Consider the following 12,415-nt stretch of genomic DNA (forward strand, 5'->3'; position numbering starts at 1 on the left):
TCCGTGAGTCAGACCCGCCCGAAGAACCACTACACACATCATCACTGTCAGCCCACAGCGTCTCCTGCCGCACGGCGACGACGGGCGAACAGGATCAGCGTGGTGCCCGCCGCGGCCGCCGTGAGAGCCCACAGCAGGAGGTCCACCGCACCGACACCGGTCGTCGGCAGAGTGCTCCGGACCTCCGAATTGGCGCGGGCCCACGAGTCCGACGGGGAACCCTCGCGGGAGGTCACCTTCTCGATGGCGACCTGGCCGGTGGTCGACTCGGTGCCGGAATCGGTAGTCGAGCCGCCGGAATCGGTGGTGGACTCGGTGGTGGATTCGGTATTCGACTCAGTAGTCGAGTCGGTGGTTGAGTCGGTGGATCCGCCGGAGCCAGGGGCCGAGCTGGAGTCCGAACCGGAGCCGGAGTCCGAGCCTGAGCTGGAGCTGGAGCCACCGCCGAGCGAGTCCGACAGCGAACCCAGGTTGGGCCACAGGATCACGACGCTGATGCCGATGATCCCGCCCACGATGACCGGCGCGATGTCGTAGGTGCCGGGCGCCGTCGGCGTACCCGACAGGACCCCGTCCTCGATGCCGATCCCCGGCGGCAGGGTGTCCGAATCCACCTCGAGAACCGTCCCCGGTGGAGTGATCGGCAGGAAGTTCTCGGGCCCGTACGGCGATCCCACGGTGCCGCCCGGAAGCGGGTTGAGCGTGTCGAGGGGATCGGTCCCGATCTCGTCCTCGATGATGTCGGGGAGCCCGTCGCGGTCGGTGTCGACGAGACCGGTATCAGAGAACGACACCCAGATCCTCGGGCTGACGCTCTGAGACTGCGCGTAGTTGAGCGGATCGACGGGAACCGCAACGGTGTCGACGACCTTGGCGCTCGCCCCGGGTGCCAGCACCAGCGCCGCAAGTCGGGAGTCGGGGGCAGGAGTCTGTGCGGCCTGGTCGGTGTCCGCCCCGAAAAGGGTGACGTCGCCGGAATCCGAGCCGGTGACCCCGGTGATCACCGAACTCACGTCGAACTCGGCCATACCGGACAGTTCGAACTGGCCGATGCCGACCTCGTACAACCCCGGTCGCCCGGTGGTGGTGGAGTTGCGCACGTAGTAGGTGCGGTCGATGAACTCCCCCGGAGACGTCGCGCAGGGATCGACTCCGACCGTCTCTCCGATGGCGCCGTCGGGATCGACGACGGGCGCTGGGTCGACGAGATCGCAGCCCCACTCGCCGACCACAGACTCCGGCGCATCCGACCACGTCGTGCCGTCGAGAGAAAACTCCAGATCGGTGTGGGCGTCCAGAGGCGGGGCGGTGACGGCTCGCGCGACCGAGGCCCCACCGAGCACGAGTGTCACGACCAGGACAAGCACGAGCGGGATCAACCCACGGCGATGCCCGGCGCCCGCGGAAGCTCACTCAGGTCGCCGGTATACCCAGAGCTCTGAGGGAAGTGTGACTGGATCACCATCGTCCGATTCATCATGGCCGGGTGAGGAATCCCGGCCGAGCCCACCTTATGTCTAAATCTCTGCTTACGAAAGTCAAACTCGCGAAAGTGGGCAGGAGACGAAGCGGCCTGAGGCTAGCCTCCCAGTCCCAGCACGTCGTCACATGCCCGGCCGATCGCCAGCTCCTCGTCCGTGGGCACGACGAGCACTGCGACCTTACTGCCCGGCGTCGAGATGACGCGCTCGCCGGAACCGTTCTCGTTGGCGTCCGCGTCGATCTCCACTCCCCAACTGCCGAGTGTCGACAGGGCATCTGCTCGCAGCCGGGCGACGTTCTCCCCGACGCCGGCGGTAAAGGTGATCGCGTCGACTGTCCCGAGCACGGCCCAGTAGCCGCCGATATAGCGGCGCAGGCGGTGGATCACGACGTCGTAGGCGAGGCCCGCGTCGTCGTCCTCATCAACCCTGGTCAGAAGCTCGCGGAAGTCCCGCGCACCCGACAGTCCCTCCAGCCCCGACTGGCGGTTGAGCAAGGTGGAGACGTCTTCCGGCGACATTCCACGGTCACGGATGAGGTGGATGATCAGACCCGGATCGAGGTCGCCGGGACGAGTGCCCATGACCAGGCCCTCCAACGGCGTGAGGCCCATGGAGGTGTCCACCGCGCGGCCGGCTTCGATCGCCGACGCCGACGCCCCGTTCCCGAGGTGGAGCACGATCTGGTTGAGCTCGCCGTGGGGGCGACCGAGGACGGCCGCGGTGCGGTGCGAGACGAACTCGTGGCTGGTGCCGTGGAACCCGTAGCGGCGGAGGTCCCACCGCTTGGCCGTCTCGCGGTCGATCGCGTAGGTGTGGGCGGCGGCGGGCAGGGTGTGAAAGAAGCCGGTGTCGAACACCGCGACATGAGGCAGACCGGGGAGAAGATCACGCGCTACACGGATTCCTCTCAGGTTCGCCGGGTTGTGCAGCGGGGCGAGCAGCTCGAGCTCCTCGATGTCCGCTTCGACTTCCGGCGTGACCAGAACCGGCTCGTGGAAATCGGGGCCGCCGTGGACCACGCGGTGCCCGATCGCCTCGACACCCAGATCGGTCGGGTGCACCTCCAGTTCATCGGCGAGTTCCAGGACACGCGCCAATGCCGCGGTGTGGTCCTCGATGGTCGGCTTTTCGGTGCGCTCCTCCGCCGGCATCCCCGTCAGGTCCGTCCGGCGGACGGTGAGGATGCCGCTCGGCTCGCCGATCCGCTCGACCAGGGCCCACGCCAACTCCTCCTCGACGGCGGTGTCGAGGATCTGCAACTTGAGCGAGGAGGACCCCGAGTTGATGATCAGTACGCGAGTCATTCGGCGGATCCCTTCGAGGGGGCGCCCTGCGCCTGGACAGCCGTGATGGCGACCGTGTTGACGATGTCCTCGACCAGCGCGCCGCGGGAGAGGTCGTTGATCGGCTTGCGCAGGCCCTGCAGGACCGGGCCGATCGCCACGGCGCCGGCGGTGCGCTGCACGGCCTTGTAGGTGTTGTTGCCCGTGTTGAGGTCCGGGAAGACCAGCACCGTCGCGTTGCCCGCGACCGGGGAGTCGGGCATCTTCTTCGCCGCGACGGTCGGATCGACGGCGGCGTCGAACTGCAGGGGGCCGTCCACCACGAGACCGGCGAAGAACTCGGCCTCGGCGGGGTCGGCACTGTGAGGGTCGGTGCTGTGGGCGGCGGGGTCGGCACTGTGGGTGCCCGCGTCCGCTTCCCCAGCTGCTGCATCCGCCTCCCGGATCCGCGACTTCACCAGCTCGGTGGCCTCGCGGACCTTGTCGACGTCCGCGCCGGAACCCGAGTCCCCGGTGGAATAGGACAGCAGTGCCACCCGGGGATCGATGCCGAAGCGTGCGGCGGTCTCGGCTGAGGAGAGGGCGATGTCGGCGAGCTGCTCCGCGGAAGGATCCGGGACGACGGCGCAGTCGCCGAAAGCCAGGACCTGGTCGGCGAGGCACATGAGGAACACGCTCGACACCGTCTCGACGCCCGGGCGGGTGCGAATGATCTCCAGCGCGGGCCGGATGGTGTGCGCGGTAGTGTGCGCCGCTCCGGAGACCATGCCGTCGGCGAGCCCGGTGTGGACCATCATCGTAGCGAAGTAGGAGATGTCCAGGATCCGATCGCGGGCGACGTCCATCGTCATGCCTTTGTGCTTGCGCAGCTCGGCGTACTCCTCGGCGAACCGCTCGGCGTGCCCGCTCGTGCGCGGGTCCAGCAACTGGGCGCCGTCAAGGTTGATGCCCAGTTCGACGGCCCGGCGACTGATCGCCTCCGGCTCACCGAGGATCGTCAGGTCCGCGACCTCGCGACGCAACAGGCGTCCGGCGGCGTGGAGAATCCGGTCGTCGTCTCCCTCAGGCAGGACGATGTGCTGGCGATCGGCGCGCGCCCGCTCGAGTAGCTGGTACTCGAACATCTGCGGGGTCATGACGTTCGGGGTGTCGACCCGCAGCCTGGCGAGGAGTTCGTCGGTGTCGACGTGCATCTCCATGAGACTCAGCGCCGTCTCGACCTTGCGACCGGAACCGGAATAGACGCGGCCCTTCGTCTCGGCGGCCAGACGGGCGGTGTCATAGGTACCGTGATCAGTGGTAATGATCGGCAGTGTCGACCGCATACCGCGCACGAGCCTGTCCACGGCCTCGTTCGGCCGGACCCCGCCGTTCCAGATCATCCCCGCCAGCGACGGGAAGCCCTCGGCGACGTGAGCGCCCAGGATCGCGAGCACCGCGTCCGTACGGTCGGCGGGGACGATCACCACCATGCCGTCGACCAGCCGCTCGAGGATCCGGTCGCCGGTCATGCCGCCGACCATCACCGCCAGGGCCTCGCGGTCGAGCAGAGCTGGGTCGCCTGAATAGAGGGTGCCGTCGACGGCGTCGACGAGCTCGCCCATCGTGGGCGCGGTGAGCAGGGCCTTGTGGGGCAGGGTCCACGTCGGTACGTCGATGGCCTCGAGCTCGGCGACGATCTGGTCGATGTGGTCGTCGTCGCACTGGTTGACCACCACGCCGACAGGATGGGCATGGTCGGCGCGAAGCTCGTCCAGCGTCAGCCGGGCATTGGTGACGATCTCGTCGGGCGTCCGGTCCGCTCCGCGCAGTACCAACAGGACCGGGGCGCCGAGATTCACGGCGAGAGCGGCGTTGAAGTCGAACTCGGCGGGGCTGGGCACTCCCGTGTAGTCAGTTCCGACGATCACCACGACGTCGCACTGCCGTGCCACCTCGTGGTACCGGTCGACGATCTCCGTGAGTGCCGCATCGCGGTCCTCGTGGACGCGCGCGTTGGTCACCCCGATGCAGTCCTCGTATTCAAGGTCCACCGTCGTGTGCTGGAGCAGCATGTCCACGATCCGGTCCCGGACCGGCTCGTCACCGTCGCGCGGGGCGAGTGTCACCGGCCGGAAGACGCCGACCCGCTGAACGGTGCCGGCGAGCAACCGAAGCAGCCCCAGCGCGATGGTCGACTTGCCCGTGTTGCCCTCGGGTGCGGCAACGTAGACAGCCGAGGACGAGAGCGGCGCGGCGCTCGACGGTCCGGGGATCGCCAGGGCGTCGGCCTCTGGATCGGCAGCACCGGTACCGGCGTCGGCGGGAGTGGTCGTGACGGAATTGGTCTGACGAGATTCGGGCACGGTGCCATTGTTACAGCGCCGGCGACCGCGCACGTCGTGTCCGACCCTGCCCATCGCCCGATCACACCCCCTCGCCGCACGTCGATCCCCGGAAAGAGCGCACGGCAAAAGCGCACGGCGAACGCCGAATCACGTGAGTGTCCGCTGGTCAGGCATCGGTGAGCCGGTCGGTTCCCGGTGGTAGCCATGTGCACAGGCCGGGACTGTCCGGGTTGACGATGGTCTTCCAGCTCGACGGCCCGTCACCGACGAATCCGTGGTGCACCGGACAGGCGAGTGCCCCGTTCACGACGGTCGTGGGACCGCCTCGTGACCATTCCCTCACGTGGTGGAACTGACTTCGCCTGGCCGGGACGGTGCATCCGGGGAAGGTGCACCCTCCGTGGGCCGCGTAGAGGACCAGCCTCTGCAGTGCGGAGGCGATCCGGTGTTCGGGGTGGGCGTCCACGTCGATCCGGTGCAGCTCCTCGCACCCGTCGCGCAGAAGCGAGACGAACCAGGGCATACCGCCGGCCATGGAGACGGCCTGGCGCACGCTGAGCTGGGTGCCGGAATCTGTGTGGACCAGAGCCGTGGGATCGTCGAGCTCGACGGAGTTCATCCGGATCACGATGGAGGCCAGCCCCTTGGGCCGGCTCGGGTCGACAGTCGTACCCAGGGCCCACTGGTGCACGAGCGCGTCGTGCGCCCGCTGCTCAGGGGTCCGATCGTCGGACCCGGGCTCGCATCCGACCGCGCCGCCGGGTCCGCCGAAGTCCGCCAGTGCCCGCTGCACCACCGCCCGCGCGCGGGCGGTGAGAGTCATGGTGAGGGTGCTGGTGCCGTCCGCCCGGACCGCCCCGAGTCGAGCGGACCGCTGCCGCTCCTGATGCTCGTCCCTGTCGCGGCCCTTACTTGGGCAGAGCGCGGCGACCCGCCGGGCGGCCTCGGCGCGCAGGTCCGCAGGTGCGGCGGTGCGGGCGAACTCGGTGAGTTCCTCGGTGAACGCCACCACGGCGGCGCCGCCCGTGGTTCCCGGCAGGCCGTTCACAGCCTTGGCGATGATCCGCTCGTGCTCCGAGGTGATCTCGCCGCGCACCATCGCCCGGCCGGCCGGGGTGGCCTGGCGTCCACCGGCTTCGATGCGACCGTGCATCACTCCCCTGGCGAGCCCCAGCTTCTCGGCCAGCATCGCGGCCACTCCGCCGGGACGACGACCCTTCAGCGCGTGCAGCGCCGCGAGCTCAGCCGTAGCCCGCGATCCCGCCGCCTCGAGCCGCCTGTCCGCGACCTCCGTCCGCATCACCGCATCAGCCAGTTCGTCCGCCTCGACCCCCTCGAGATCGATCGAGACCAACGTCGCGACGGCCGCCTCCAGAAAGACGAGCGCGTCATCGAGCGAGGCCACGAACATGGCCTGCGGGTCGATGTCGGTCATCTCCTGCGTCATGCCCCACACGATAGAACACACATACGACATCGACTCGTCAGTGCCACTATCGTTGCAGTTCAGGGTGGGTTGTCGTCGTCGTAGTCGTCGAGGCCGGGACCAGCGCGGCCAGGACCGCCGAGGCGGCAGGGAGACGCCCCAGGGACGTGGAGACGTCGGGAACCACGGTGCGCCGTCGAGCCCCCGGGGCGAGGACTATTCGACGACGGCGACGACCATCCCGAAGTCCCCGGCCGGATCCGTCCACACACCCGGCCCTGCGAACCCGTGCCCGGACACCTCGTCGACCAGGTCGTCGATCCGGAACTTCCGCGCGATCTCGGTGCGGATGCCGTCGCCCGCCGCAAGGGTCCGGGCGAGGTCGAGGCTCGGGAAGTCGATCCGCACGTCACGGACGGCCCGCAGCCACATCTCGATCCGACTGCACTGCTCGTTCCACACCGCCTCGTGACGGAAATTATCGCGGTGGAGGCCGGAGCAGGGGACGGTCGCGGCGATCACGTCGAGCATGTTGAGGTTGAACTCGGCGGTGACGCCCTCGGCGTCGTCGTAGGCCGCGACCAACCGCTCCGGGCTCTTGACCAGGTCGAAACCCGCCGCGATGCGGTCGCCGGGAGAGGCGATGCGGCGGAGCATGGCGAAGAACTCCGCGCGCTGGTCCTCGGTGAAGTTGCCGATCGTCCCGCCGAGGAACAGCACCAGTCGCTGTCCGGGTTCCCCGGGGAGAGGGCCGTCGAGCGCCACGAAGTCGCCGACCACCGGCTCGATCCGCAGCCCCGGATAGTCGTGGGCGAGTGCCCGCGACGACTCGGCGAGCATCTCGGTGCTGATGTCCACGGGCACGTAGGTGCAGGGGCCGCCCCCGGCGACACCGTTCCCAGTGACGCCGCCCCCATCCCGACCCGCCAGCACGTCCAGCAACACCCGGGTCTTCTCGCTCGTCCCGGCCCCAAGCTCGACGAGCGTGGTGGAGTCGCCGACGATCGCGGCCGCGTGCGCGCGCAGGATTTCCGCCTCGGCCCGCGTCGGGTAGTACTCGGCGAGCCGGGTGATCCGGTCGAACAGCCGGCTGCCCTTCTCGTCGTAGAACCACCGCGGCGGCACGGTGGGCGGGTCGTCGAAGAAGCCGGCGAGCAGGTCGGCCTCGAGCGCCGCGGCATCATCCGCGTGCAGGTCGGCGCCAGTGTCCTCGCGTGCCCGCGTCACCGCGCGAGCCTCAGTCCAGCGGCCGCCCAGCGCGATGCGGCGGGGTAGAAGTTCCGGTACGTGCGCCGCGTGTGGCCGGCGGGGGTCAGGGCGCTGCCGCCGCGAAGGACGTGCTGGTCGGACATGAACTTGCCGTTGTACTCGCCGGCCGCCCCGTCCTCGGTGACGAAGCCTGGGTACGGCAGGTAGGCACTGGACGTCCACTCCCACACGCCGCCGTACGTGCTCTCGGCGACCGCCCGCGGGTGACATCGCGCCGGGTCGAGCTCGTCACGCACCTCCCAGTCGGCGGCGGCGACCTCCCACTCGAATTCGGTCGGCAGCCGTCCGCCGGCCCAGCGCGCGTAGGCGTCGGCCTCGTAGAAGGACACGTGGATCACGGGCTCGTCGTCGACCACCGGTCGCCGTCCGCTGAGCGTGAAGGTGGTCCACTCGGCTCCGGGGTCAGCGGCCCCGGGTGGCCGGTCGGCACCGTCCTCGCCCTCGTGTCGCCAGTAGCCGGGGGCGTCCCAGCCCTCGGCCTGCACGGTGGCCCAGCCGTCGGAGAGCCACAGTTCGGGGCGCGAGTAGCCGCCGTCGGCCATGAACTGTTTCCACTCGCCCACCGTGACCTGGCGTGTGGCCACCTCGCCGCCGGGAATCCACACGCGGTGGCGGGGTCGCTCGTTGTCGTAGGAGAAGCCGGTGGTCCGGTGGTCGGCGCCGGTGGTGCGGTGGTCGGCGCCGGTGGTGCCGTCGCCCTCGGCGCCGACCTGCGCGATCCCGTCGACGACGACGACCCACCCCGTCTCCCCATGCGTCACCGCTGCCGGGTCGGCCTCGCGGGCAACATAGACGGGATCCGTCGGATTGTGGGAGAACAGGTGCTTGATGTCCGCCAGGAGCAGTTCCTGGTGCTGCTGCTCGTGATGGCAGCCCAACTCAAGTAGCTCGAGCCCGCGCTCGTCGATCCGTCCCGCCTCGAGTGCGGTTACCACGGCCTCGTCGACGCGGGCCCGGAAGTCGCCGATCTCCGTGACCGACGGGCGCGTGATGAGGCCGCGGTCCGTCCGGGGCTGCCGCGGTCCGACAGCCTCGTAGTACGAGTTGAACAGGAACCTGAACATCGGCTCGGGCGCCTCGTATCCGGGCACCCGCGAGAGCACGAACTCCTCGAAGAACCAGGTCGTGTGTGCGCGGTGCCAGGCGGCGGGACTGGCCGCGGTCATGGACTGCGGGATCTGGTCCTCGGGGCTCAACCGCGAGGCCAGCAGGTCGGTCAGGTCGCGGACGTGGAGGAACTTCTCGGTTGCGCTCCGGGTGCTGTGCGCGTCGGACACGGTTTCGGCTGTCATGAACTCCCCGTACTGGTGGTGGTCGGTGGGCCGTCTCTGTGATCAACACCGTAACCACACCTCGGGGTGCGTCACACCGGTTGCGGCTGAGAGTTCGCGCGGCTACCGGAGTGTCCGCGGCTCACGCCTCAGGTCGCTCTACCGCTGCGGGAACGCCACCGGCCGACCGGCCTGGACGTTGCGGCGCTCGTGCTCGATCAACTGGAGCCGGTACTCGGGGCAGGTGCCCAGACCGCCGTCGGCGCGGATGACCCGGTGCACGGGAATGATGAACGGCGCCGGCACGAGGCTGCACAACCTGCCGACGCGACGGGCGTTCCGGGGTCGACCTGCATCGATGCTGACCTGCCCGTAGCTGGAGGTCTCGCCGTACGGGATGTCCTGGATCTCGCGGTACACCTCGCTGGCGAACTCGTCGTGCACGCCGGCCGCCTCGAGGTCCAGCGGCACGTCAACGCTGCGCCGGGTCCCCGCCAGGTATCCGGCGAGATGGTCAGCGAGGAGGTCGAGATGAACGGCCGCCTCGTCGGTGCTGCCGCCGGGCACGTCACCTACCACCACGTCCTCACCGACGCGGTCGATCCCCACGATCCCGCGCGCGGAGGCCTCCACGACGAACCGTCCGGCGACGGTGTCTATCACGCGCACCAGCACGTACGACCCCCGTCCCGACTCTCCCCTGTCCCGACTCAGACGACGCTGGGCCGGTCGGGGTTGGTCACGTCGGCGTCGGCGCTGTCGAGCTTCTCGAACAGTGCGTCCGGCCCCTCCTTGACCAGGAAGGACATCTCTGCGGTGGTGATCGGCACGGCCTGCAGGCGGGTGACCAACGGACCCGTGCCGTCCTCGCCGCCGGACTCATCGACCACCTCGAGCTCAGGCCACAGGAACGGCGGGCACAGGACCAGGTGCTCACACGTCCGGCCCGAATCGACCAGCCCCACGGCGTTCGGGATCACCGCGCCCGGCGCGACGTGGATCGATCCCGTGGCCACCGCGAGCGCACAGGCATCGAGCACATCGGCCATCGCGCGATGTCCGGTACGGCCGACGATCACGAACTCGCTGCGGATCTGTCGCCCCTCGGGCGTGGTGACATTGGTGGGGAGCTCGCGCGCCCCGACCGTGGCGTAGGTGGAGAACCCGGGCCCTGGCATCTCGTCGACGATCACCAGGTCGAGGTGCCACTCGGTGGTGTTGCCCTCCTCGTCCGGCTCAGTCTCGTGCGGGTAGCGCAGGACTCGGACGGACTCCTTGCCGACGAGAATCCCCTCAAGGCCGGCGAGATCGGACTGATCGGGGGCGGGGCTGGTGTCTTCGGTGCTCATGCAAGTGCTCGCAGTCGCGGTTCGAGGTCGGTTTTGAACAGGTCGAGGAAGCGCTTTTGGTCGTGGCCGGGGGCGTGGAAGACGAGATGGTTGAGGCCCGCGTCGACGTACTGCTTGACCTGCTCCACGGCGTCGTCCGGATCGGAGGCGACGATCCACCGCTTGGCGACCTGCTCGATGGGCAGCTCGTCGGCCAGGCGCTCCATCTCGCGAGGCGAGTCGACAGAGTGCTTCTGCTCGGGGGTCAGCGACAGTGGCGCCCAGAAGCGGCAGTTCTCCAGCGCTGCGGCCGGGTCGGGATCGTAGCTGATCTTGATCTCGATCATCCGGTCGATCTGCGACGAGTCCCGCTTGTTGATCCCCGCGCCCTCCTCGACGGCCGGCAGCAGTTTGTCGGTGTAGAGCTCCATGCCCTTGCCGGAGGTGCAGATGAATCCGTCGCCCACACGGCCGGCGTACTTGGCCACCACCGGGCCGCCGGCGGCGATGTACACGGGCACTCCGCCGGATGGGACGTCGTAGAGGAAGGCATCCTTGGTGGCGTAGTAGTCGCCCTCGAAGCTGGTGGTCTCGCCGGTCCACAGGTCGCGCATCAAACGGACCGATTCGCGCAGGCGGGCGAAGCGCTCCTTGAACTCCGGCCACTCCCCCTGGTGACCGGTGGCGATCTCGTTGAGCGCCTCCCCCGTGCCCACGCCCAGGAAGATGCGGTTCGGGTACAGGCACGCCATGGTGGCAAAGGCCTGGGCGAGCACGGCGGGGTTGTAGCGAAAGGTCGGCGTGAGTACCGAGGTACCGAGCTGCAGTCGCTCGGTGCGCTCACCCACCGCTGTCATCCACGACAGTGAGAAAGGTGCATGACCGCCGTCGTGACGCCACGGCTGGAAATGGTCGGAGACGGTCGCCGAGTCCATGCCCGCCTGCTCGGCCAGCACCGCGTACTCGACGAGGTCGCGGGGACCGAACTGCTCGGCGGAGGCCTTGTAGCCGAGCTTCAGCGGCGGGGTGTCGGGCATGAATTGCTCCTTCGGGTATGGGCGCGGGTGGCGTCACGCCACCCGCGCGGGCACTGGGCTGAGTATGCCAGCGGGATCGGACACGGCTGGGCGGACTCGACGCCACACCCCCACGACCATGGGTGAGCCGAATCCACATGTGTCGAACCTGAGCGGCCACCTCGCGCCGCCGCGCGACCGTCTACCCGAAAAAGGGTGGCCACAAACATTCGAGCGCGATCAACGATCCAACTGCGGTGAAATTCTTCCCACTTGATGATTTCTCTGTCACAGTTCTCTGTGTGCCGCATCACTAGATCTGGCCACAGGTGAATTCAATCGGTCGTCGCAACACTTGACGTTTGTAGTGACTGTAGATGATCGTCAAGGGCTTCGGCGGGAGTTCGCCACCCAAGCGTCTTTCGTGGCCGTGTGTTGAGGGCGTGCGCGACGGCTGCAAGGTCTTCTGCGGTCCAGCGGGAGAGGTCGGTGCCCTTCGGGAAGTACTGGCGCAGCAATCCGATCGCCAGCAGCACTTCGGCCACACCAACGGCGACGGGATGGACCCCGACCACGCAGGCGTCCACAACGACGAGCGTGCCGACCCCACCGAGCAGCCAGCCCACCTCGGTGTCGACAAACCTGCCGCCGTCCACGTCGGTGCAAGCAACGTCGGCGCAGGCCACCCCGCAGCCGACCACCTCCACCTCGACCGCCGCACCGGAGATCGTGATCCCCCGCGACCCCGGAACCCTGGACGCCGGCGCGCGAACCGAAGACGTGGAGACCATCACGGTGGGGGATGAGGAACTCGACGTCGTCGTCGTCGACGGCGACACAGTTCCCACCGACGCCCGCGCCGGCGCCCTCGCACTGGCGACCTGGCTCGGCGGCGGCACCCCCTCCACCACCTGGGCGACCCACGCCTCCACCGACCCGGACCGGGACGGCTGGCGCTGGGCCGCCATCAACCAACGCACCGGGACAGTGGTCTACATCCGATGACCCTGC

10 protein-coding genes and 1 pseudogene are annotated in these 12,415 nt (G+C 68.9%); 1 reads left to right on the forward strand and 10 read right to left on the reverse strand.

Annotation, left to right across the window (positions count from 1 at the left end; translation table 11 throughout):
• Positions 1-47: 47 nt before the first annotated feature.
• The 10 genes and pseudogenes from OPF83_RS15810 to OPF83_RS15855 form a co-directional block, all read right to left on the reverse strand.
• Positions 48-1,352 (reverse strand): hypothetical protein, encoded by a 1,305-nt coding sequence (locus OPF83_RS15810; RefSeq protein WP_264888581.1) that lies wholly within the window; start codon positions 1,350-1,352, stop codon positions 48-50.
• A 227-nt stretch (positions 1,353-1,579) separates the two neighbouring features.
• Positions 1,580-2,788 carry an acetate/propionate family kinase gene (locus OPF83_RS15815; protein ID WP_264888582.1) on the reverse strand — a complete coding sequence of 403 codons (1,209 nt, stop codon included), beginning with the start codon at positions 2,786-2,788 and terminating at the stop codon, positions 1,580-1,582.
• A complete protein-coding gene (gene pta, locus OPF83_RS15820; RefSeq protein ID WP_375546283.1) occupies positions 2,785-5,028 on the reverse strand; it encodes a phosphate acetyltransferase in 2,244 nt (747 codons plus the stop codon). The genes OPF83_RS15815 and pta overlap by 4 nt, the downstream gene beginning before the upstream one ends.
• 232 nt (positions 5,029-5,260) lie before the next feature.
• Positions 5,261-6,541, reverse strand: a complete 1,281-nt coding sequence (locus tag OPF83_RS15825; RefSeq protein ID WP_264888584.1) for an HNH endonuclease signature motif containing protein — start codon at positions 6,539-6,541, stop codon at positions 5,261-5,263.
• Positions 6,542-6,736: 195 nt separating this feature from the next.
• Positions 6,737-7,747, reverse strand: coding sequence for an L-histidine N(alpha)-methyltransferase (gene egtD, locus OPF83_RS15830; RefSeq protein ID WP_264888585.1), 1,011 nt, complete (start codon positions 7,745-7,747; stop codon positions 6,737-6,739).
• Positions 7,744-9,081 carry an ergothioneine biosynthesis protein EgtB gene (gene egtB / locus OPF83_RS15835; RefSeq protein ID WP_264888586.1) on the reverse strand — a complete coding sequence of 446 codons (1,338 nt, stop codon included), beginning with the start codon at positions 9,079-9,081 and terminating at the stop codon, positions 7,744-7,746. Before egtB ends, egtD begins: the two co-directional genes overlap by 4 nt.
• A 138-nt stretch (positions 9,082-9,219) precedes the next feature.
• Positions 9,220-9,723 (reverse strand): methylated-DNA--[protein]-cysteine S-methyltransferase, encoded by a 504-nt coding sequence (locus tag OPF83_RS15840; protein WP_264888587.1) that lies wholly within the window; start codon positions 9,721-9,723, stop codon positions 9,220-9,222.
• A gap of 47 nt (positions 9,724-9,770) precedes the next feature.
• Positions 9,771-10,409: a suppressor of fused domain protein gene (locus OPF83_RS15845; protein ID WP_264888589.1), complete on the reverse strand. Its 639-nt coding sequence runs from the start codon at positions 10,407-10,409 to the stop codon at positions 9,771-9,773.
• On the reverse strand, positions 10,406-11,425 hold the full coding sequence (gene fgd, locus OPF83_RS15850) for a glucose-6-phosphate dehydrogenase (coenzyme-F420) (RefSeq protein ID WP_264888590.1): 1,020 nt from the start codon (positions 11,423-11,425) through the stop codon (positions 10,406-10,408). Before fgd ends, OPF83_RS15845 begins: the two co-directional genes overlap by 4 nt.
• 314 nt (positions 11,426-11,739) lie before the next feature.
• Positions 11,740-11,925: pseudogene (locus OPF83_RS15855) on the reverse strand (transposase); the annotation flags it as partial.
• 109 nt (positions 11,926-12,034) lie between these two features.
• On the opposite strand from OPF83_RS15855, the gene OPF83_RS15860 reads away from it, so the two are divergent.
• Positions 12,035-12,409: a hypothetical protein gene (locus tag OPF83_RS15860; protein WP_264888591.1), complete on the forward strand. Its 375-nt coding sequence runs from the start codon at positions 12,035-12,037 to the stop codon at positions 12,407-12,409.
• Positions 12,410-12,415: the final 6 nt, after the last annotated feature.

Source organism: Dietzia sp. NCCP-2495 (assembly GCF_026011735.1).
Taxonomy (GTDB): Bacteria; Actinomycetota; Actinomycetes; order Mycobacteriales; family Mycobacteriaceae; genus Dietzia.

Bases quoted from the DNA above. Each gene is read 5' to 3' on its own strand.
- OPF83_RS15845 (WP_264888589.1), bottom strand. From the start codon at position 10,409: ATGAGCACCGAAGACACCAGCCCCGCCCCCGATCAGTCCGATCTCGCC.
- fgd (WP_264888590.1), bottom strand. From the start codon at position 11,425: ATGCCCGACACCCCGCCGCTGAAGCTCGGCTACAAGGCCTCCGCCGAG.
- OPF83_RS15825 (WP_264888584.1), bottom strand. From the start codon at position 6,541: ATGACGCAGGAGATGACCGACATCGACCCGCAGGCCATGTTCGTGGCC.
- OPF83_RS15815 (WP_264888582.1), bottom strand. From the start codon at position 2,788: ATGACTCGCGTACTGATCATCAACTCGGGGTCCTCCTCGCTCAAGTTG.
- egtB (WP_264888586.1), bottom strand. From the start codon at position 9,081: ATGACAGCCGAAACCGTGTCCGACGCGCACAGCACCCGGAGCGCAACC.